The 21,314-nt window shown below is 62.5% G+C and carries 20 protein-coding genes and 1 tRNA gene; 4 read left to right on the top strand and 17 right to left on the bottom strand.

Annotated elements, in window-relative coordinates; genetic code table 11:
- Window positions 1-39 precede the first annotated feature (39 nt).
- From ACYQ00_RS05555 to ACYQ00_RS05520, 8 genes are all read right to left on the bottom strand, one after another.
- Window positions 40-1,029, bottom strand: coding sequence for a C-terminal binding protein (locus tag ACYQ00_RS05555; protein WP_460031171.1), 990 nt, complete (start codon window positions 1,027-1,029; stop codon window positions 40-42).
- A 26-nt stretch (window positions 1,030-1,055) separates the two neighbouring features.
- A complete protein-coding gene (locus tag ACYQ00_RS05550) occupies window positions 1,056-2,342 on the bottom strand; it encodes a TRAP transporter large permease (protein ID WP_460031170.1) in 1,287 nt (428 codons plus the stop codon).
- Window positions 2,343-2,366: 24 nt separating this feature from the next.
- Window positions 2,367-2,864 carry a TRAP transporter small permease gene (locus ACYQ00_RS05545; RefSeq protein WP_460031169.1) on the bottom strand — a complete coding sequence of 166 codons (498 nt, stop codon included), beginning with the start codon at window positions 2,862-2,864 and terminating at the stop codon, window positions 2,367-2,369.
- Window positions 2,865-2,980: 116 nt separating this feature from the next.
- A complete protein-coding gene (locus ACYQ00_RS05540; RefSeq protein WP_460031168.1) occupies window positions 2,981-3,970 on the bottom strand; it encodes a TRAP transporter substrate-binding protein in 990 nt (329 codons plus the stop codon).
- An 86-nt stretch (window positions 3,971-4,056) separates the two neighbouring features.
- Window positions 4,057-4,959, bottom strand: coding sequence for a dihydrodipicolinate synthase family protein (locus tag ACYQ00_RS05535; RefSeq protein ID WP_460031167.1), 903 nt, complete (start codon window positions 4,957-4,959; stop codon window positions 4,057-4,059).
- An 83-nt stretch (window positions 4,960-5,042) separates the two neighbouring features.
- Window positions 5,043-5,828, bottom strand: a complete 786-nt coding sequence (locus ACYQ00_RS05530; RefSeq protein ID WP_460031166.1) for an IclR family transcriptional regulator — start codon at window positions 5,826-5,828, stop codon at window positions 5,043-5,045.
- A gap of 448 nt (window positions 5,829-6,276) precedes the next feature.
- The gene (locus ACYQ00_RS05525) at window positions 6,277-6,525 is read right to left on the bottom strand and encodes an ArsR/SmtB family transcription factor (protein WP_460031331.1); all 249 of its coding nucleotides are present in this window, start codon (window positions 6,523-6,525) and stop codon (window positions 6,277-6,279) included.
- A 524-nt stretch (window positions 6,526-7,049) separates the two neighbouring features.
- Window positions 7,050-7,126 (bottom strand) — tRNA-Arg (locus tag ACYQ00_RS05520).
- Window positions 7,127-7,270: 144 nt separating this feature from the next.
- Here ACYQ00_RS05520 and ACYQ00_RS05515 point away from each other — a divergent pair.
- Window positions 7,271-7,627 (top strand): DsrE family protein, encoded by a 357-nt coding sequence (locus ACYQ00_RS05515; RefSeq protein ID WP_460031165.1) that lies wholly within the window; start codon window positions 7,271-7,273, stop codon window positions 7,625-7,627.
- 79 nt (window positions 7,628-7,706) lie between these two features.
- Here the strand turns inward: ACYQ00_RS05515 and ACYQ00_RS05510 are convergent, their stop codons facing one another.
- The 7 genes from ACYQ00_RS05510 to ACYQ00_RS05480 form a co-directional block, all read right to left on the bottom strand.
- On the bottom strand, window positions 7,707-8,057 hold the full coding sequence (locus ACYQ00_RS05510; protein WP_460031164.1) for a hypothetical protein: 351 nt from the start codon (window positions 8,055-8,057) through the stop codon (window positions 7,707-7,709).
- A 68-nt stretch (window positions 8,058-8,125) separates the two neighbouring features.
- Window positions 8,126-8,821 (bottom strand): DUF4198 domain-containing protein, encoded by a 696-nt coding sequence (locus ACYQ00_RS05505; RefSeq protein WP_460031163.1) that lies wholly within the window; start codon window positions 8,819-8,821, stop codon window positions 8,126-8,128.
- A 569-nt stretch (window positions 8,822-9,390) separates the two neighbouring features.
- The gene (locus ACYQ00_RS05500) at window positions 9,391-10,236 is read right to left on the bottom strand and encodes a formate dehydrogenase accessory sulfurtransferase FdhD (RefSeq protein ID WP_460031162.1); all 846 of its coding nucleotides are present in this window, start codon (window positions 10,234-10,236) and stop codon (window positions 9,391-9,393) included.
- A 106-nt stretch (window positions 10,237-10,342) separates the two neighbouring features.
- Window positions 10,343-11,293, bottom strand: coding sequence for a formate dehydrogenase accessory protein FdhE (locus ACYQ00_RS05495; RefSeq protein WP_460031161.1), 951 nt, complete (start codon window positions 11,291-11,293; stop codon window positions 10,343-10,345).
- Between the two features lie 139 nt (window positions 11,294-11,432).
- Window positions 11,433-12,176 (bottom strand): 4Fe-4S dicluster domain-containing protein, encoded by a 744-nt coding sequence (locus ACYQ00_RS05490; RefSeq protein ID WP_460031160.1) that lies wholly within the window; start codon window positions 12,174-12,176, stop codon window positions 11,433-11,435.
- Between the two features lie 17 nt (window positions 12,177-12,193).
- The gene (fdnG, locus tag ACYQ00_RS05485; protein ID WP_460031159.1) at window positions 12,194-15,244 is read right to left on the bottom strand and encodes a formate dehydrogenase-N subunit alpha; all 3,051 of its coding nucleotides are present in this window, start codon (window positions 15,242-15,244) and stop codon (window positions 12,194-12,196) included.
- 112 nt (window positions 15,245-15,356) lie between these two features.
- Complete coding sequence (locus tag ACYQ00_RS05480) at window positions 15,357-15,806, bottom strand: winged helix-turn-helix domain-containing protein (protein ID WP_460031158.1); 450 nt, start codon at window positions 15,804-15,806, stop codon at window positions 15,357-15,359.
- 367 nt (window positions 15,807-16,173) lie between these two features.
- Here ACYQ00_RS05480 and ACYQ00_RS05475 point away from each other — a divergent pair, with 367 nt between their 5' ends.
- From ACYQ00_RS05475 to ACYQ00_RS05465, 3 genes are all read left to right on the top strand, one after another.
- Window positions 16,174-16,728 (top strand): DUF2087 domain-containing protein, encoded by a 555-nt coding sequence (locus ACYQ00_RS05475; RefSeq protein WP_460031157.1) that lies wholly within the window; start codon window positions 16,174-16,176, stop codon window positions 16,726-16,728.
- Between the two features lie 145 nt (window positions 16,729-16,873).
- Window positions 16,874-17,746 (top strand): alpha/beta fold hydrolase, encoded by an 873-nt coding sequence (locus ACYQ00_RS05470; RefSeq protein ID WP_460031156.1) that lies wholly within the window; start codon window positions 16,874-16,876, stop codon window positions 17,744-17,746.
- A gap of 154 nt (window positions 17,747-17,900) precedes the next feature.
- Complete coding sequence (locus tag ACYQ00_RS05465; protein WP_460031155.1) at window positions 17,901-19,253, top strand: PAS domain-containing sensor histidine kinase; 1,353 nt, start codon at window positions 17,901-17,903, stop codon at window positions 19,251-19,253.
- A 165-nt stretch (window positions 19,254-19,418) separates the two neighbouring features.
- Here ACYQ00_RS05465 and greA read toward each other — a convergent pair whose 3' ends face one another.
- Both greA and ACYQ00_RS05455 read right to left on the bottom strand, forming a co-directional pair.
- Window positions 19,419-19,910 (bottom strand): transcription elongation factor GreA, encoded by a 492-nt coding sequence (greA, locus tag ACYQ00_RS05460; protein ID WP_460031154.1) that lies wholly within the window; start codon window positions 19,908-19,910, stop codon window positions 19,419-19,421.
- A 166-nt stretch (window positions 19,911-20,076) separates the two neighbouring features.
- Window positions 20,077-21,297 carry an MFS transporter gene (locus ACYQ00_RS05455; RefSeq protein ID WP_460031153.1) on the bottom strand — a complete coding sequence of 407 codons (1,221 nt, stop codon included), beginning with the start codon at window positions 21,295-21,297 and terminating at the stop codon, window positions 20,077-20,079.
- Window positions 21,298-21,314: the final 17 nt, after the last annotated feature.

Raw genomic sequence — 21,314 nt, 5'->3', positions numbered from 1 at the left:
ACGGGTGGGAATGCGCAGGGCTAATCAGGTTGTCTATGTCTAGGGTTTGGCGTGGCCGATGACTTCGCGATTGACCACATTGTACGGCTCGCCGCCGCTGAGGAAGTGGACGGCTGTTTCGCCGGCCATGCGTTTGAGGGCGGCGAAGGACTCCAGGGAGCGGTAGGCGATGTGCGGGGAGAGGATGACGTTGTCCCGTCCGAAGAGCTGGCTGCAGAGTTCGCGAGGCGGTTCCTCTTCCAGCACGTCCAGGGCAATGCCGCCAAGCTTGCCGCTTTCCAGGGCCCGGATCACGGCGGCGGTGTCCACCAGCGTGCCGCGGGCGGTGTTCACGATGAACAGGCCGTCCCTGGCCTTGGCCAGGTTGGCGTCGTTGATGACGTGGATGGTTTCGGGCGTGGCCGGCGCATGCACGGAGATGACGTCCGACTCGCGGAAGAGAGTGTCCAGTTCCACTCGTCTGGCCCCGGTCTTTTCGAAGAATTCCGCCGGCAGGAAGGGATCATAGGCGATGAGGGTGTAGCCCAGGACCGTGGCGTATTCGGCCAGCTTGCGGGCAATGCGCCCAAAACCCAGAAAGCCCAGGGTCCGGTGGGAGACGCGGCGCATGGTGTAGCCTTCGTCCTCGTTCCAGACGCCAGCGTGCACGCGGCTGTTGTAGAAGACGATCTTGCGCTCCAGGGTCAGGATCTGGCCCAGGGCGTGGATGGCCACTTCCTCGATGCCATAGTCGGGTACGTTGCAGGCGTAAATGCCCAGAGCGGTGTGGTCGGGCAGGACGAGGTTGTCCACGCCGATGCCGCAGCGCACGACCATGCGCATCCTGGGCAGCCTGGAGAGTACGCTGTGGTCCAGCTTGACGTAGATGCACAGGCAGGCGTCGGCGTCCTGGGCCTTTTGGACCACTTCTTCGGGATTTTTGCAGTCGAGCACGGCAAAGGCGATGCCCTTGGCCTTGCACAGGGCGTCCACTTCCGCATAGGCCCCTTCGGGATAGTGATGCCCGTCGAGCACAACGAGTTTTTTCATGACGAGTACCTCAGGAGGGTAAGGCGTTATCGTGCATTCAGCAGATGCACCAGGAACAGGGAGATGTCCGGGATGGTGACGACCAGCGCCAGGGACACCAGCATGACGATGATCCACGGGATGATGGCCTTGGACATTTCATCCAACGATATCTTGCCGATGCCGCAGGTGACGAAGAGGTTGACCCCCAGGGGCGGGGTGATGAAGCCGATGGCCAGGTTCACGACCATCATGATGCCGAAGTGGATGGGGTCGATGCCCACGGCCTCGGCCACGGGCAGCAGAATGGGCGCCAGGATGATGATGGCGGCCAGGGTTTCCATGATGCAGCCCACAAAGAGCAGCAGCAGCATGATCAGCAGGATGACCACCAGCGGCACGTGGGAGAAGCTGGCGATGCTTTGGGCCAGCAGGTCGGGCACGCGGTTGAGGGTCAGGATGCGGCCAAAGACCGTGGCCGTGCCGATGATGACCAGCACCGTGGAGGTGGTCAGGGCACTGTCGGCAAAGATCTTGGGCAGTGTCTTCCAGTGCAGGTCCTTGTAGACGAACATGCCGACCACAAAGCCGTAAATGACCGCCACGGCCGCGGCCTCCGTGGGGGTGAACACGCCGCTGTAGATCCCGCCCAGGATGACCACCGGGACCAGCAGCGCCCATTTGGCTTCCCAGATCACGGCCAGACGCTGGCGCAGGGGCACGGCGTCGTGGTCGTAGCGGTAGCCTTTTTTGCGGGAATAGAACCAGGCCCAGGCCATGAGCAGGCCGCCGATGAGCAGTCCCGGGAACACGCCGCCGATGAACATGTCCGTGATGGATTTGTTCACCGCCACGGCGTAAATAACCATGGGGATGCTTGGCGGGATGATGACGCCGATGGCCCCGGCCGTGGCGATGAGCCCGCAGGTGAAGCGCCGGTCGTACCCCTGGCGGAGCATTTCCGGCACCACGATGCCGCCGATGGCCGCCACCGTGGCCGGGCCGGAGCCGGAAATGGCGGCAAAGAACATGCACCCCAGCACGGTCACCAGGGCCATGCCGCCGGTCATGCGGCCCACGAAGGCGTTGGCCGCGCCAAGCAGGCGCCGGGAGATGCCCCCCGTGCCCATGAGTTCCCCGGCCAGAATGAAGAACGGCACGGCCATGAGCGGAAAGGAGTCCAGCGAGGTGGTCATGCTCTGGGCCAGGTACCGGAAGCTGACGATGTTGGAGTGCGCGATGGCCGCCACGGCGGACAGGCCCAGGGAAATGCCGATGGGCACGCGCAGGAACAGGCAGACGACAAGGGCGGCAAAGAGAATAAGCGAGGTCATGGATACTCCCGTCAGTCTGCCTGGTTATTGTACGGCATCAAACTTGCCCTGACGAATCAGGCCAATTTTGATGACCATGGACTGCACCAGCCGGATGCACACGAGACTGAAGCCGACGGGCAGCGCGCCATAGACGAAGCACATGGGGATTTCCAGGGCTGGCGAGGCCTGCCCGGTTTTCATGATCCGCTGGGCCACATCCGCGCCATTGAAGATGACGATGAGCGCGAAGCACAGGAACAGCAGATCGGCGATAATCGACAGGTACGCGGCTTTGTTCCGGGGGAGGATGGTGTTCAGCACATCAACGCTGATGTGCCGCTTGGTCCGCACCCCGTAGCTGATCCCGATGTTCACGAGCCAGATGAACATGTACCGTGACAGTTCCTCGGACCAGGAGAGCGAGTTCTGCATCACGTAGCGCATGATCACCTGCAGCCCCACCAGGAACGTCATCCCGCTGAGCATGGTGATGACGATGATCTCTTCGAAGTAGGCATCCAGAAACTTGAGCGCACGCATACGATCCTCCACCCGGGCCGGGAGAAACCTCCCCCGGCCCGGCGACGATTGAAGGGCTGCCCGACACCCGGCGCTGCATTCCAGGCAACGAGGCAGAGGTCGAAGAGCGGCGGCGGCTACTGGCCGAGCACGGTCTTGCGATACAGGTCGACGATTTCGGGGGAGACGCGTTCCCTGGCCATGGCCAGGGCAGGTTCGGTGGCCACACGGAAGGCCAGGCGCTCTTCGTCCGTCAGGTCGGCGGCTTCGATGCCGCTGGCCAGAATGCCCTGGCGGGATTTCTCATCCAGCTCCACGGCAATCTTGCGCTGGTAGTCGCGCATTTCCTTGGCGGTTTCGAGCACGGCCGTGCGTTCGGCGTCGGTCAGATCGTCCAGGAATTCCTTGTTCATCATGGGAACATAGGCGGTGAAGATGTGGCGGGTGTCAGAGATGTATTTCTGCGCTTCGTAGAACTTGCTGTTGTAAATCAGGGCGTAGGGGTTTTCCTGGCCATCCACGGTGCCCTGCTGCAGGGCAGTGAAGACCTCGCCAAAAGACATGGGCGTGGGGTTGGCGCCCAGGGCCTTCCAGGCGGCCATGTGGATGGGGTTTTCCATGGTCCGCAGCTTCAGGCCTTCCAGATCCTTGGGGGTGCGGATGGGCCGCTTGTTGTTGGTGATGTTGCGGAAGCCGTTTTCCCAGAAGCCCAGGTTGACGATGCCTTTTTGCTCCATTTTCTTGTCCAGGGCCTGGCCAAGAGGGCCGTCCAGCGCCTTCCACACCGACTCGCGCGAGGTGAAGCTGAAGGGCACGTCAAGGATGAACAGATCCGGCACAAAGGCGGCCAGGGGCGAGCTGGAGACGGACGTGCAGGTCACTTCCCCCAGAAGCACGGCCTCGGCCAGCTCCCGGTCGTTGCCCAGGGCGCCGCTGTGGTAGATTTCCACCTGCAGGCTGCCGCCGGTGCGGGCTTCCACCTTCTCCTTGAAGAACATCCAGGAGAGGTGCATGGCGTCGGTGACAGGCGTGGCGTGGCCGACCTTGATGGTCTTGGCTGCCTGGGCCGAACCCAACGAGAACATGAGCATGCAGACGGCAACGGCGAGAATCTTGATCGCTTTCATGAACTGCTCCTTCACAGTGCTGACGGGGCGAGACCAAGGGCGTCAGCCGGGCGCACACGCTTCGCCCGGCTGATGCCGACCCTAGCTTAAGTATTCACGAGCGGGCGCAGCACTTGCGTCAGCCGCTCCTTGCATGCAGTCAGTTTGCCGGCTTCTTCCTTGCCGATGTCCACCCGGGGCGCGCCCATGGGGAAGCCGCGCACCTCCATCCCCAGCTTGAAGCCGATGGGGAAGGGCATGCCGAACATCATGCTGCGGATGGGGGCGAGAATGCTTTCCTGCAGCGCTTTGGCCTTGGCGTATTCGCCAGCCTTGAACGCCGCGTAAATGCCGGTCATGATCTCAGGCAGGATCCCGGAGGTGGCGGTCATGCAGCCGCGGCCGCCCATGTGCAGGCAGGCCAGCAGCCCCTCCTCGCGGCCCGTGAGCATGGAGACTTCCCCGCCGGCTTCCTCGGCGCTGTTCTTGAAGTGCAGAAAATCGACGATGCTGCCGCTGGAGTCCTTCATGCCCACCACATTGGGCAGCCGGGAAAGCCGGGCCACCACGTCGTAGGGCAACGGCTGGGAAAACAGCGGAATATTGTACAGGATGACGGGCATGCCGCCTTCCGTGGCCACACGCTCGAAAAAACGCTCCAGCATGGGCATGGAGGCCTTGTAATAATACGGTGCGGAAGCAACCACCGCCGCGCACCCCACGGCCTTGGCGTGTCTGGCCAGGCGGATGGATTCGTCCGCCGTGGTGGCCGGCACGCCGGGTGTCACCGGCACACGGCCCCTGGCCTGATCTACCACAATCTCCATCAGCTGGCATTTCTCAGCAAAAGAGAGGTGGATGGCCTCGCCGCAGGAGCTGACGGGAAAGAGCCCGTCGAGCCCGTTGGTGATCTGAAATTCCACGATGTCGCGCAGCACCGGCTCGTTGATGCGCCCCTCCTCGGTGAAGGGCGTGAGCATGGCGGGGTAGATGCCTTCCAAGACGAACATGACCGTACTCCTGACTATGCCTGAAGGTTCGGCTCACCTCCCGCGCGTGGGTCGTGCGGTGAGCAAAAGGCCAGGGCAATGCATCATGCGCCCCCCTGTGGGGCGCTGCGCACGCCGAAAAGATGCGAAAGCTGCCGGGCTGTCTCCATGACGCTGGCAGCGAGTTCCTCCAGTCTGTGATAGGGCACCTGGTTGGTGGGGCCGGACACGCTCAGGGAAACCGGCTGCCCCTCCAGCCCGAAGACCGGCGCGCCCACACAGCGAATGCCGGGCACGTCCTCTTCATCGTCAATGGTCCAGCCCTTGCGCCGCGCTTCCTGAAGATGGGCCGCAAAGGCCTCGCGGCTGGAAATGGAATTTGGGGTGCGGATGGTCAGGGGCATGGCCTGGACAATCTCCTCGAACAACTGCGGGGTGGCGCCCAGCAACAGGCTTTTTCCCAGGGCCGAGGTGCTCAGGGAAACGCGTTTGCCTTCCCAGGAGTTGACGATGACGGCCTGTTTGCATTCCACCTTGGCCAGATAGACGCTTTCCATTCCCTCCAGGATACCCAGGTGGCAGGTGAGCTGGACTTTTTCCACCAGACGCTGCATCAGGGGGAGGGCCTCCTTGCGCACATCCAGCCGGCTGACCGCCAGGGCGCCGAGCTCGAAGAGCCGCAGCCCCAGGGTGTACCCGCCATCGGTGGAAATGCGCAGAATGCCCTGCGCCACCAGGGTCTTGAGCAGCATGTGCACGCTGCTCTTGGGCAACCCCAGCCCGGTGTGGATGAGGGTGAAGGTGGCGCCGGGCTTGTGCCCGACGAAGTCCAGAATGGCGAGCGCCCGGGCAAGGGCCGGCACTTGGTCTGTGTGTTTCGGATCATCCATGAAGCAGACTCCTTGTTCTGTGTTTTGAACTGAGTTCAATATACAGAACAAAAAAGAGAGTGGCAAGCAAGCGATGCCTGCAAGGCATATGGCCAAACTGCCAGTCGCAGTGCCTTGGCTGTGGATTCCCCGTGGTGCCGCATGGTCTGCCTTTATTGTTGGTTCATTGTATTGAACTAAGTTTTATGTATTGAACTAATGTGGAGACTAGCCAAGAGGCAATCTCCTGTCAACGGAAATTGTGATGTTGGTGCGTACGATCAGGTTCGCGCTGGGGTTTGGCTGGAAGTGCGCGACGGGGCGGAGCCGGCCCAAGCCCGCGCAGCAGGGGCGGGCGGCGCCCTGGCAAGCAGCGCGCGTGCCCAAGCCTGGCTTCAATATGGCCTGGAAGTGGCCTGGAGAGAGGAGCAGAGGGATCAGCGTAACGGACTGCGATTCGCCAAGCGGATCACCGGGCCCGGAGCACGGCGTCGATGCACTCGAAGAAGGTGATCACGCACGGGGTTTTCAGCCGGTAGAACACCTGCACCCCGCGTTTGTCATCCGCCACCAGGCCGGCGTCTTTGAGCACCGTCAGGTGCTTGGACACCGTGGACATGTCTGCGCCGACCATTTCCGTCAGTTCGGCCACGCAGCGTTCCCCGCGGGAGAGCTCATCCACCATGAACAGCCGCGTGGGATGCCCCAGGGCTTTCATGACCTGGGCGCGAAGCGCATATTCGGTTCGGGTCAGAAGCGGGCGCTGCGGCACGGCACTCTCCTCGGCGGTTCCCGGGCGGAATTGGTAAGCGCTTCGTGTAAGCCGGCCCGGACCTCTCGTCAAGAAACGGGCAACCGCGTGCGCGGTGCCCCGGCAGGCGTTGCCGGCCCAGGTCGCGTGTGGCCGTGTTGCGCCGTCTGCTGGCCGATGCCGGGCTGACGCCGCCATGCCGGGCCGTGGACGAGCAGGAAGAGTCCGGCGCCTCAGCCATCCGAACACGGTGAGTCGCTTCAATAATACATTCGATTACCTGCAAGGAGAACGTGCATGCGTCTGGCCGTGCGTCTGCACATGATGGGAATGGTGTAGCTGTGCCTGACCCGGGCGCGGCCTGGGCGGACGATTCCAGGACCCGCGTGCAGCAGCGCGGCGAGCTGGGGGTGAGGGCGCAGCGCCGTCACTAATCGATATGGATCAAAAGAAAAGCAGGTTACAGAGCGAGTCTGTAACCTGCTGAAATATGGTGGGCAATACAGGATTCGAACCTGTGGCCTTTGGCTCCGGAGGCCAACGCTCTATCCAACTGAGCTAATTGCCCAAGAAAGAAGTTCATTGCCCGAAATTTGAGCAACTGTCAACTGAGAAAGACCACCGAAACGCCTTGACCATTTGGATTCATTTTACTAGGTGATTATAGGGCAACAGCCTGATTTGTTGCAGGAATCAAAACAAGGAGTATGGCATGGCCCGCTTTCTGTTCGTGCTGAGCCGAGGGGCGGAAGACCCCACCCGATGCGTCCGGTGCTTCCAGTTCGCCAAAATCGCTGCCGAAAAGGGGCATGAGGTCACGGTGTTTCTGGTGGACGACGCCGTGCAGCTCTGCCATCTGGGCCTGGTGGAGCGCGTCAAGGCCCCTACGGGCGACGAGTGCCTGCCGTATCTTCGCCTGCTGCAGGAAAAGCAGGTGCCGATCCTGGTGTGCAAGCCCTGCGCCGAGGCGCGGCTGATCGGCGAGGACGATCTGCCGCAAGGGTTCCGCATCAGTACGGGGGTGACACTGATCGATCTGGCTGCGGAAGCAAAGGTGTTCACCTTTTAGCCGGGCGCCGGGGCTGCCGACGTTCCCGGGCCGTGCCTGCGCGACGGGGCGTCACGCAGACACGGCGATCGACGTGTCGTTACGGGGTGATGGATCGGCTCTGCACCTCCACTTGGTGTCCGGGGCCGGCGTCGAAGATCACGGTGTATTCACCCTCCGGCTTGGGGAACGTGAAGGTGCTGAGGGCGTCCATTTCGCCGCGATGCAGGGTGGTGTCGCTGTTGTCGCGCACAAAGACCCGCACTCCCGTGGCGGAGGCGCCGTCGGAAAATCCGCCTTCGCAGGTGATGGTGCCATTGCCGTTGTCCACACAGGCGCAGAGGGCGCTGTGGGCATGGGCCGGGGCTGGCCCTTGCGCGAGCGTTGCGGCCAGGAAAAAGGCGCATCCCAGGAGGCCGCCGAACAACATCAGGGATTTCTTCACTGCCATGTGCTGTGCTCCAGATGGGTCAAAAGGCTGCCGGCATGGCCTGCCGGCAGCCAGATCGTGCAGTGTTTCTACTTCTGGGTGGTGAAGGTCAGGGAGAAGGCAAACCAGACTTTGCGGGTTTCGCTGACTGCGCGCTCATATTTGCCGATGATCATTTGGCGGCCTGCAGGGCCGACCTTCACCTCGATCAGCTCGGGATTTGCGGGGCTGATGAGTTCCGGATCCTCCACATCATGTTTTGCGGAAGTGGAGATTCTGGCCCCCTTGGCGGGCATGGGCTTGCCTTCAAAGCAGAGCATGACGGGAAGGATGTCTCCTTCCTTCAAGGTGGAGGGATCCTTGAGCGGGACGATTTCCGCGCGCTGGCCGATGGGCTTGGCCATGAATGGCTGCCAGGTGACGATTTCCTTCGCCAGCTTGTAGGATTCGCCTTCCTCAATGATGGTGCCGCGGATTTCCTGCGGAATGAGGAAATTCCGCCAGCCATCTTCCTTGGTATTATACCAGTACTTGTTGTCAAACTCGACGGTGAGCATGGAGAAGTTGTCGTTCAGGAGGGCATGGGCAGTGCCTTTGTGCTCCACAGGAGGCAGGGTGACTGCCCACCCGTTTTCCGTAATGCCCTTCATGGCGGTGATGCGGGAAACGGGGTAGGGATCTGTCTTGCCGGGGTGGCCGTAGAACAATTCCACCTTGGTGCCGCGTTTTTCGAGCCACATGTCATGCGCATGGGCGGCGGTTGCGGCCAACAGAACGAGCGCCATCGCACAACCTGCAATCTGTCGAATCCTAGCCATTGAACAACCTCTTCAGGATACAGTGTTTCTCCACGCGATCCGCCGATCCTGGCCCATCTGCCTGCAGGCCGGCGCTCACGCTGCAGCCTTGGGAACGCACCCCATGGGGCTCGGATCCGGCTGCTTCCACGCACAAGATGAAAGTGAAAATGAAAACCATTACCAAGCGAGGTGGCCATTTATAGCAGGCGGATGCGGAGCGTCAAGCGAATTCATCTTTTCCGGTGCGTGAATTGATCTGATGCTGTGGCCGCAGGCCGATTGGCGAAGGCTGGCGTGCTTCAGCGGGCGCAGCGCGGGGGCCACGCCCAGAAGTGTGCGGCAGGAGCATCCTGTGGAATCAACAGGCAATATGGCGGAAGGGCCGGCGGAAGGAATCTGAAGGCGTCTCTGCGCCGGGGTGTGTGTGTTGCAGAAGCCGTTGTCCTGGTGGGGGTATCGGCTGGGTGGCGGGTGGCCGAGGTTGGCTTCGGTCAACAGCCATCAGCTCAGGGGCATCAGCTCAGGGGCATCAGCTCAGGGGCATCAGCTCAGCATTACCCCTCAGGCAGTTCGATGCGCCCCGGGTGGGCGTAAATGTTCATGCGCGGCGGGCGCAGGCGGCCCACCAGGGTCAGGCCCCAGCGCCGGGCCAGATGCACAGCCATGGAAGAGGCGTTGGAGATACCAGCCAGCATGGGCAGGCCGGCCATGGCCGTTTTGCGAACCAGTTCGTAGGAAAGCCGCGAGGACATGACCACGCCGCGGGCATGGCGCAGGGTTTCCTGCCGCAGGGCCATGCCGATGGCCTTGTCCAGGGCGTTGTGCCGGCCGATGTCCTCGGCAAAGGCCAGGATATCGCCATCCTGGTCAAAGAGGGCGCTGCAATGGGTGGCGCCGGTGGCCTTGAAGAGGCCCTGCCGCAGCTCCATGTTGGCCTTGGCGGTAAAGAGCGTTTCCGGCGCGAACCGGGTGGCCGGGACAGGCGGGCCGGGCATGAGGATGCAACAGGGGGGCGATCCCACCGCCAGCCCCAGGGGGCGCAGGGAGTCTTCCCTGCGCGGGGCTTGCCGCAGGAGCAGGGAATCCCGCGCCCCATGCGTCAGCTCCACACGGCAGCGGGTGAAGAACTCGTCCTGTTCCTGAAAGGCGTAGGCAATGACATCTTGACGCCTGCGGATCAGGCCTTCCGAAAAGCAAAAGCCAAGCACCAGATCCAGATCCGTCTCCTGCCGGCCGGGCGTGCGCATGGTGCTGCCGCGCAACACGCCATCCACCTCGATTTCCAGGCAGGCTTCGGCGGCCACCATGTCTTCCAGGATGACGAACTCAGGCCGGTGCTGGTTGGCCGGGGCATACACCTTGCCCACGGGCAGCTGTTGCCCAGGGCGGCCCGGAGTCACAGAGCTGCGGCCCGGCGATACAGAGCTACGCTCAGGGCATGCGGCATCCACCGCCATCCGGGATGCACAGGAGGCCGCGGGATCCTCAGGGATGGTCGGGGCACCCTCAGGACAAGGTTTCATGGGCCAGGCTCTCAGTGGGCTTGTCGTGTTCCATCCGGGCCAGCATATTGAACAACGTCGGGGTGACTGGCGTCAGGCCCTGTTCCTGGGCCGCGACATCAAGATGCATCAGGCTGAACAGGGCGACAGGCGTGGCCGGCGGGGTATCCAGTTCACGCAGGTCCAGGCAGGGGATGTAGCTGGTGCAGGCGCTGCACCATTCCAGCCGTTCACGCCGGACATTTTCGACGTTGAGGATGCGTTTGCCCTCGGGATGTTCCTCACTGCCGTGCTCCACGCCGCAGGCCGGGCAGAGCCCTTTGCGCACGCGCCAGGACGTGTCGCACAAGGAGCAGTGCAGCTCCCGCTGGCCACCGCTGGAGGCCAGGAACGAGGTGTCGAAATTTGCTTTGCCCAGGGTGGCGAGGCAGGGGTTTTGCCCGCAAACCGGGCACCAGCCCTTGCCCTGCAGTTCCTGGGCGCGCATGGCGGCAAGGCGGGTGCCCAGGGCCATGAACACCGGGGCGACGCAGTCGCGCACGGCCAGGGCAAACAGATTGACCGGAACGCCGGCTTCCTGGGCCATCCGCACCAGCGAGGGGCCGTCAAAATGCAGCATGGCCAGAGCGGCCTCGGCCGGACGGGAGGATTCGCCCAACAACCACTCCGTCACGGCTGCGGTCCCGTACAGCGCGGTCACGGAAGCGGCCATGCGCTCGGTGCTTTCGCGCAGCCAGGGGGCGAGGTTCTGCACGGCGTCGTCGTCAAGCAGCGGCAGGTCAGGATCCCGGGTGACCAGACGGGACGGCAGCTCCGGCATGGCCGCGGCAAACTCCGCAGCCGCAGAGGCGGCGGTTTCACACACGTCTTCCAGACCGGGCAGCACCGTTTGCAGATACGGGCGTTGGGTGCGCAGGCGTTCCAGCTGGCGGGCGAGTTCTCCGGGTACGTGCATGGCGTGTCCTTTTTCTGTTGGCCGTCCGGATAGCGAGCAGGGACGGGAACGGTGTCTCGCAAGGTGCCGCCGGGCCCCAGTATGGATGGGTGTGTGCGGGGCCCGGCGGCGGGACGAGGGTTGATTGTTGAAGGAATGGTTACGAGATCAGGTTCTGCAGCGCCCGGCGCAAGGGATTGGTGGTCTTGGCCAGGAAACGAGTGCGGTCCATGCGCGGGGATTCGGCCTCTGCCACGGCATGGGTGTGGTAGTTTTTGGGTTCGTCAATGAGCAGGAAGATGACGTTCACGTCATCGGGATCCGCCAGCCGGGCCTCGGGGAAGTCCTTTTTGGCCGCGGCCAGGCGTTCCTGGGCCAGCTTGAGCATTTCCTCGCGTTCACCAAAGTTCATGGTGCCCGTGGGGCAGCTCTTGACGCACATGGGGATCAGGCCGGCGGAAAGCCGGTCGAAGCACATGGTGCACTTGGTGAGCAGGCCGGTTTCGTCGTTGCGCCGCGGGATATCGTACGGGCAGGATTCCCGCACGGACTCGGCGTCTTCCTTGCTCAGTTCCTTGGTTTTTTCCGTGAAGACCACAGCGCCGGTGGCTTCGTCCTGGATGATGGCGTCTTCCACACTCATGTCCGCCGTGGCCTTGCAGGGCGGGAACACGCAGTGACGGCACTGATCCGGGAAGAAGTTCCAGCGGATGCGGCCCTGGTCGTCCAGGCGTTCGCTGAAGCGGACGAGTTTGTAGTTGTTGGGGTTCAGATCCGGGGGGTTCTGGTGCGTGCCGCGCTGCTTGGTGGCGTTCGCTTCCAGGCCCTGCCATTCCTTGCAAGCCAGCTGGCAACCGCGACAGGCGGTGCAGCGGGAGGTATCGACGAGGATAGCCTTGGGCATGATGTGCTCCTTCTGTGCTAGACCGCGATTTCCGTCAGTTTGTCAGCCTTGCGCACATTGACGCAACATGCCTTGAACTCGGGAATGGACGTGTTGGGGTCGCCCACGCTCGGCGTCAGCCGGTTTGTGGAGTCCCCGGTGCCCGGAGTGGTCCAGCCGAAGGCGAAGGGCATGCCGATGAGGTGCTGCGTTTTGCCATTCACCTTCAAGGGGCGCATGCGCACGGTGACCATGGCGATGGCCTCGACCTTGCCGCGGATGCTCTCGATGATGACACCGTCCCCGTTCTTGATGCCCTTTTCCTTGGCCAGCTCGTGGGACATTTCCACATAGAGCTGCGGTTCGGTTTCCAAGAGGTTGGGGATATTGCGGGTTTCGCCGCCGCCGCACCAGTGTTCAGTCAGACTGTAGGTGGTCAGCACGATGGGGTACTTGGGATCCGCGGGCTTGGCCATGGGATCCAGGTTGCCTTCCACGAACTTGTAGACCGGGCTGGAGAGCTGCTTGGAGAACGGGTGTTTGTCGATGGGTGTTTCCACCGGCTCGTAGTGTTCGGGCCAGGGGCCGTCCATGCGGCCGGGGCCGAAGAAGGCGCCGCGGCCCTGGGTGGTCATGATGAAGGGATGCTTGCCCTTTTCGTCGGCAAACGGAGGATAGCCGCCATCGGGCACGTCGCCAATCCACTTGCCGTCCTTCCATTCGATGACCGCCTTGTCCGGGTTCCAGGGCTTGCCCTGGGGATCCACGGAGGCGCGGTTGTAGATGATCCGGCGGTTCATGGGCCAGGCGTAGCCCCAGTTGGGGTACAGGGCGATCTTGGCCTGCATGTCGGTCTGGTTCAGGTCGCGCCGCTTGATCAGGTTGCCGGCTTCTTCGGTGATGCTGCCGCAGTAGAGCCAGTTGCGGCAGGCGGTGGAGCCGTCGTCCTTCAGGTTGGGGAAGCCGGGGACCATCTGGCCGGGCTGGTAGGTCTTTTCGCCCACCTTGGATTCCACGGTGAAGTAGCCGTTGTTTTCCTTCACGAGCTGGTCGGCGTCGAACGTTTCGGGCCAGACCATGTTCAGGATGGGCTCGGGGAACTTGCCGCCCTGTTCCTTGTACAGCTTGCGGACTTCATTGAAGATGTCCACGGTCATTTCGCCGAAGTTCTTGGCCTCGCCCTGGGGCTTGACCACTTGGTAGTGCCACTGGGCCATGCGGCCGGAGTTGGTCACGGAACCGGGCTTTTCCAGGCGGTGGGCCGAGGGCAGGAGGAAGCATTCGGTCTTGATCTTCTTGGGATCCGCACCGGGCCTGCGCCAGTTGTCCGTGGTTTCGGAGTGGTGCAGTTCGGCGGTCACCAGCCAGTCCAGATTGTCCAACCCCTTGCGGATCTTGTTGGTGTTGGGCACGCTGTTCATGGGGTTCAGGCCGAAGATGAAGCCACCCTTGATCTTGCCGTGGTAAATGCGGTCGAAGATGTAGAGGTAGCTGCAGTCCTGGCCTGGATCAAGCTTGGGCAGCCAGTTGTAGCCGAAGTCGTTTTCCTTGGTACCCTTTTCGCCAAACCAGGCCTTGAGCAGGCTGACCACGTACTTGGGCCGGTGCTGCCACCAGTTCACGCTCTTGGGATCGTGGGTGACCGGGGTGTTGGCCTTCATGTAGTCGGCCAGGGTGGCCCAGTCGGAGCGCGGCATGGAGTGGTAGCCGGGCAGCAGGTGATAGAGCAGGGTATGGTCCGTGGAGCCCTGGACGTTAGGTTCGCCGCGCAGGGCGTTGATGCCGCCGCCGGCAATGCCGATGTTGCCCAGGAGCAGCTGCACCAGGCAGGAGCTCCGGATGTTCTGCACGCCCACGGTGTGCTGGGTCCAGCCCAGGGCGTACATGATGGTGCCGGCCTTGTCCGCCGTGCCGCTGGTGGAGAACGAGGCGTAGATCTTCTCCAGCATGTCTTCGGGAATGCCGGTGACGCTGGAGACGTTCTTCAAAGTGTAGCGCGAGTAGTGCTTCTTCATGATCTGGAAGACGCACTGCGGGTCCTTGAGGGTCATGTCCAGCTTGGGCACCTTTGCTTCATCCAGGTCGTAGCGCCACTTGGAGCGGTCGTAGCTGCGCTTTTTGGGGTCGAATCCGGAGAAGATGCCGTCCTTGAAGTCATAGTCCTTGTCGACGATGACCGGGGCGTCCGTGTACTGCAGGACGTATTCCTTGAAGTACTTTTCCTTCTCGATGATGTAATTGACCATGCCGCCCATGAAGGCGATGTCCGTGCCGGAGCGCAGATGGGCATGGTAATGACACCGCGCCGAGGTGCGGGAGAATTTCGGGTCGACGTGGATGACCGTGGCGCCGCGCGCCTTGGCTTCCATCACGAACCGGAAGGAGATGGGGTGGTGCTCCGCTGCGTTGGAGCCGATGATCAGGATCTGGTCTGCATTCTGAATGTCAGTCCAGTGGTTCGTCATTGCACCGCGTCCGAGCGACTCTGCCAGAGCCGCAACTGAGGCGCTGTGTCAAATACGGGCCTGGTGGTCGTTATGCACGATGCCCAGGCCGCGGGTGGCTTGATGGATGATGGCGCATTCTTCGTTGGCAGCGTGCGAGGTGCCCATGAAGATCATGGATTCGCAGCGGTTGACCGTCTCGCCCTTGGCGTTCTTCTCCATGAAGTCGCGGTCGCGGGTTTCCTTGACCAGCTGGGCGATGCGCTTGAGGGTCCAGTCCCAGTCCTTTTCCTCCCACTTGTCGGAGAAGGGAGCCCGGTACATGGGCTTCTGCAGCCGGTGGTGGGACGTGGTCATGGTCAGCATGGCCGCGCCCTTGGCACACAGGGAGCCGGCGTTCACAGGATGGTCGGCGTCGCCTTCGGTGGAAACAAGCTGGCCGTCCTTCACATAGCCGACAATCCCGCAGCTCACCGAGCAGAACGGGCAAACGGTGTAAATCTCTTTCGCTCCCTGGATCTTCAGGGTGGCGGTGAAGGCGTGAACCGGCTTCACCCCCAGTGAAAGCTGGCCGAGACTGGCCAGCCCGCTCGCCGCGACCGTGGCCCCGGCGAGCTTGAGGAAGTCTCTGCGATGAATGTGCATGAACGTCTCCTTGGTTTATCCCTTTCGTGGCGGAGATGATACGACCCCACCATAGGTTACCACGTCCAAGGAGGCGTGACAATGATTATGTCATTGATGCCCATATGTTAAATTAAACACCGCCACTTTTTCCCCGGCTCGATCCAGCCTGCCCGTACGGGATGATGGGCGCTTTGAACAAGGCTTCGGCCTTGGCCTGGGCATAGGCTTCCACGGCGGCGAACCACTCCACGTAAGCTTGCAGAAAGGCTCTTCCGGCGGGGGTTACCTGGTAGCCGGACTTTTCCCCGCCATGCTTTTCCAGCAACGGGAACCCCAGCACTTCTTCCGTGCGCTTGATTTTGCCCCAGGCAGCCCGGTAGGACATGCTCATCTCTTTGGCAGCCGCCTTGAGCGAGCCGCTACGCTCCGTCGCCTGCAACAACTGCAGCCGGCCAATCCCAAATCCAACGCCATCGGTGCTCTCCAGCCACAACCGCAGGCGCAACGTCAGCGACTGCCCGTTGGGCGGTGTGGGAGGGGGAGACGGCTGACCGTCGCAAGGCATGGCATCTTGGAGCATATGTCCCACCAGACATAACCGCATTGCGGGACAGTGCAAGCCTGATTACATCTGCTCTATCAATATTTGGCACCAAAAAAATGGATTTTGGCAGAATATTTCACAAGAAAATTAGTTAGTTGAAGTATATGAAGGAAAATGGAAATAGCACACAGCATAGAAGAGGTTGATTAATGCGCACAGGCGATGTAAATAGTTTCCAGGTCGGCAGTTCACCAAGGCGTCGCTGCCCCGCAAGGGGGTGCTAAACCTGCCATTTCCTTATCGACTCACACACTTGTCCTGTGCCACGTCGTAAGACAGCGACCACCGACATTCCTCCCCGGAAGCGGCACGACCCTGCGTTCCCACGCTAGGAGGATGAGTGATGTCCAGAATCCCCGTTCCTTTTGAGACGCAAGATGTCTCGGCCCTGGCCCGGAATCTGAACCGCGCCCTGGCCGAATGCGAGCATGCCCCAAGCCATCTCCAGCTCCTGAACATGCTCGTGCGTTCGGCAGGATACAAGAACTTCCAGCATTTTCGAGCCCAGCAGGAGGCCAGGGGCTGGCTGGAGCAGCCGCCCTCGCCACCCCCTTCCCCTGCGCCTGTGGATCATCTGCAGGTGGCCCGCGTGGCCCGGCATTTTGACGCCCAGGGCCGGCTGACCCGCTGGCCCGGCAAGGCCAGTCACCAGCAGCTGTGCCTGTGGGCGCTCTGGGCCGCCCTGCCCGCAGGCCAGCCCATGTCGGAGGCCCAGCTCAATGCGGTGCTCCTGTCCCTGCACTGTTTTGGCGACCATGCCCTGTTGCGGCGGCTGCTGTTTGATTCCCACCTCGTCACCCGAACGCCGGACTGCCGGGTGTACCGACGGCTGGAACGTCGCCCCCCGCCCGAGGCTCTGGCGTTGATCCGCCATCTGGGCCTGCGCCGCCAGGCCTGACCCCGGCATCGTTCGTCAGGCTCTCCGTATTCCACATCTGCCTGTGAGGAGGTGGATCTTCATGCATTGTTCTCTCAAGGGGAGCAAGGCCCGGTCACGCGTCGTGCAGGGGCTGGCTCCCATTCGCATACACACACGAAGGGGCATGGTGGCGCTGCTGGACAGCAATCCTCAATCCGCAACAGGGCCGGTGCTGCTGGCCCTGCATGGCGGGATGGGGGGCTGGGATCAAAGCTGGCTGCTGACCAGGGCGGCCCTTGGCGAGGCATTTTGCCGGGAGCAAGGGGTGCGGGTGCTGGCAGTGTCCCGTCCTGGCTATCCCGGCACGCCCTTGCCTGCCGTGCGGGCCGTACAGCCGGAGTATCTGATCCAGGGCGATTGCTGCGCCGCCGTACTGGACGCGCTGCAGCTGGAGCGGGCGCTGGTGCTGGCCGTTTCTGCCGGCGGCCCGGCGGCTCTGGGGTTTGCCCTGCAGCACCCGGAACGTTGCGCAGGGGTGGTGCTGGTTTCGGCTTGCACTGGGCGCCTGGAACCGCCGGCCAGGGTCCGACGCATGTTGCCCCTGTTCCGGCTCATGGCCCATGTCCCTGGCTTGCCGGCGCTGCTGCGGCGCAGGGCCAGGCGCCATCCGGGCCAGACTGCCTCGAAATCCATCCACGACGCCGCCGTTCGGGAACGCACCCTGGCGGATCCCGAGGCCGGGGCCATGCTGCAGGAGTTGTTCGCCAGCATCTATCACGAGTTTCCCCATCGATTGCCCGGCACCATCCGGGACACGGCCGCGTTCGCCACCATGGAGGATATCCCGGTAGCGGGACTGGCCGTGCCGGTTCTGGGAGTCCATGGCACGGCCGATACGGTGGTCCCTTTCAGCCATGGGCAGCGGGTGGCCACGCAGGCGCCCCGGGCCATGCTGCAGGGCATCCCAGGCGGCGAGCATGTCTGCCTGTTCACACACCTGACGCTTGTTCGGGAAACGGTGCGGGAGTTTGCAGTGCAGTGTTTCTCCCAGCCATAGCCCGGAGCCTCCCTGGCGACCGGGCATAGTCTGCCGGCAGGCCCGCCATGGCCTGCCGGCGCATTATTTTGCTAGACAGCCAAGAACGCTTTGCTGAATACTGCCGGAGCAGGTTGAATTGCGCCATCGCTGACCTGGTGTGCAAGGAGGATGGATGCAGCGTCTGACGGCGGCCATAGACGTGCTCTGGCTGTGCTCTGCCTCAAGCGGAGTGCAGGCATCCGGGCATGCAGCGCTCCCGGGAGTTGCCAGCGTCATCGCCCCCTTGCTGGTGCTGGCTGCCGCAGCCGGGGGGCTGCTGGGCGCCGGTGTGGTCGTATGGGTTACCCGCCGCCACGCTCGTCTTGCGAGGGAGGATGCCCCCGAGGCCTCCGAGGCAGACGCCCTTGCCGCAGAGATTCACCGCCGCAGAGTGCTCATGGACCAGAGCAACGACGGTATTGCCATCATCAACCAGGAACACAGGCTGGTGGAGGTGAACCGAAAGTTCGCGGAGATGCTCGGCTATGGTCCGGACGAAATGGTGGGCCTGTACACCTGGGACTATGAAGCCACCATGACCGAAGCCGATATCCGTCTGCGCTTCGGCGATCTGCAGCAGACCAAAGCCATGTTTGAGACCCAGCACCGGCGCAAGGATGGATTCCTGCTGGATGTGGAAGTGAGCGCCAGCGGCACCGTGGTGCAAGGTGAAAAACTTGTACTGGCCATCATCCGGGATAGCACCGAACGCAAACACCGCGAACAGGCGCTACAGGAGGCCAAAGAGGCGGCAGAGGCAGCCAGCCGGGTCAAATCACAGTTTCTGGCCAATATGAGCCACGAATTTCGTACCCCGCTGAACGGGGTGATGGGCATGCTGCAGCTGTTGCAGGGATCTCCTTTGAGCCGGGAGCAGCACGAGCAGGTTGACGTGGCGCTGCACTCCTGCAAGCGGCTGACACGATTGCTCTCCGACGTTCTGGACATGACCTATGTGGAAGCAGGCACCCTGCAGATTCATCACGCGCCGCTGTCGCTGCAAGAGGAGCTGATGCGGCTGCAGGACCTGTTCATGCCCGTGGCCCGGCAGAAAGGAATTGCGTTCCGGGTGACCCTGGCGGAGGATATCCCGCAGGTGCTGCTCGGAGACGGGGTGCGGCTGCAGCAGGTGCTGACCAGCATTGCGGGCAACGCCTTGAAGTTCACCCAGGCCGGCCAGGTGACGGTGGAAGCATACCCGTTGCCGCCGCGCAGCACAGGGGAGTGCCGCGTGCTGTTCAGTGTCACGGATACAGGGATCGGCATACCGGACGACATGTTGCCGCAGCTGTTTTTACCATTCACCCAGGGCAGCAGCGGCCTGACCCGGGCTTACCAGGGCGCTGGCCTGGGGCTGGCCATGTGCAAATATCTGGTGCAGCGCATGGGCGGGAACATTGCCGTGGAAAGCGAGCCCCGCGTGGGCACTACCGTGTATTTTTGCATCACCTTCGGCATCCCCGAAGACATCGCGTCCCCATCTTGAGCAGGGTGGCATGCTCCGGCGAGCCGGATGGCGGAAGTGGATTATCCGCAACGGACAATGGGTGCAGAGATGCCGGCAGCGCGCCCGGGTAGGCGCACCGCCGGCATTGGACGGTCCTCTCTGAAGCAAGACGTTGGTTCCAGCGCCTTGCTTCAGGGATGCAGACTAATTGAGCCCGTGGGCGCCACCGAGATATTTGATGGTGACGATTTCGTATTGGATGCGCCCCTTGGGCGCTTCCACAGTCACTTCGTCGCCTTCCTCCTTGCCCATCAGCGCCTGGGCCACGGGGGAGAGGATGGAGATGGACCCCTTGGAGGGTTCGGCTTCATCCGGGCCAAGGATGGTGTACACCTTGGTATCGCCCGTATCCACGTCCTCGATTTCCACCGTGGCCCCAAAGGTCACTTTTTCACTGAAAACAGTTTTCAGGTCGATGACGTTGGCCGTGGCCATGCGGCCCTCAATGTACCGAATCCGGGCTTCCATCATGCCTTGGCGTTCACGGGCGGCGTCGTAGCCGGCGTTTTCCCGCAGGTCGCCTTCCTCGCGGGCTTCCTTGATGGCCTGGATCACGGCAGGACGTTCGGACTTGAGTTGTTCCAGCTCCTGCTCCAGCCGTTTGAAGCCTTCTTTGGAAATGGGGATGCTGCTCATGGATGCGCCTCGAAATGCCTGCAGGTGGATAAAAAAAATCAACCGCCGGCGAAGCGCCGGCAGTCGATAAATGCCGAATGCAGGGATGAAGTGTTCGGAGTGATCTCATTATAGCAGGAATCCCTCCAGGTCAAGCCCCATAACGTTCGGGCCGACACCTCTCTGGCTAGCGACCGCGGGAAACGGGGAGGCAGCAGGCCAGGCCGGCCAGCTGCATCCCCGCCAGGGCCGCGATGGTCCAGGTCCAGTCCGTATGCCGGTACAGCACTGCAGGCAGCAAGGATCCTGCCGCCCCGCCCACATAATAAAAGGAGAGGTACAACCCGTTCACCACGCTGCGCTGCTGGCAGCCCCGCTCGTTCAGCCAGCCGGGCAATACGGAATGCACCTGAAACATGCCGATGCACAGGACCACCATGGCCAGAAAGGCCACGGCATAAGACGGCGCCAGGAACATCGGCACGCTGGCCAGGAGAATCGTTCCTCCCAGGAACAGGGCACGGTGTTCCCCGCCAAGCCGCGCCACCGTCCAGGGGGCGGCCAGGGAAATGAAAATGCCGATAAGATACCCGGCGTACAGCACGGCCACCCGAAACGGCGAGTCCCCCCCGCTCGTGGTGGCAATGGCCCCAATGCGGAAGGGCAACAGGTTGAGCAGGGCCGTAAAGATGAAAAATTCCACGAAAATAAAAGCGTAAAGCCGCAGAAATCCCGGCAGCCGCAGCACTTCCAGCAGGGCGGTCAGTTCCAGTCTGGCGAAGCCTCCCCGTTGGCTGCGTGGAATGCCCAGCGCTACCAGCCAGGCGCAGACACTCAACAGCGAGACCGCGGCCAATCCCCAGCGCCACCCCCAGACTGACGCCACGGTGCCGGCCAGAAACCGTCCGAAGAAGCCCCCGAAAATGGTGGCCGCCACATACACGGCCATGGCCCGGCCGATGGAATGCTCGCAGATCACGTCCTGCTCCTGCCCGCGCAGGCTGGAGCCCACCAGGGTCATCAATGAGGTGAGCACGGCCGGAGCCAGGAGCCCCTGCACCACCCGCAGCACCAGCAAGACGCTGAAGCTGGGCGCCAGCCCCAGGGCCGCGGTGCTTGCGGCCAGCAGACCCATGCCCCAGAGCAGCAGACGGTGTGCCGGAAAGGACCGCAGGAGCACCCCATAAAACAGCGGGGCCAGGCCAAGCGGCAGCAGCGTGGCCGTGGTGGCCAGGGAGGCAGTGGTTTTTTCCAGGCCAAAAGCCTGCTGCAGCAATGGCAGCAACGGCTGGGGACAATGAATGGCCGAAAAGGTGGCAATGGCGATGACCGCCGGAGCGACCCTGTCAAACCCAAAGCTGCGCTGCAGCCTGGCCAGCAGTCCGCCATATGCAAGACAATTCGTCACCACGGAACCTTGCCCTC

Source organism: Megalodesulfovibrio paquesii (assembly GCF_054653055.1).
The sequence above is the reverse complement of the archived record's forward strand: the minus strand, read 5'-3'. Positions and strand labels throughout refer to the sequence as shown.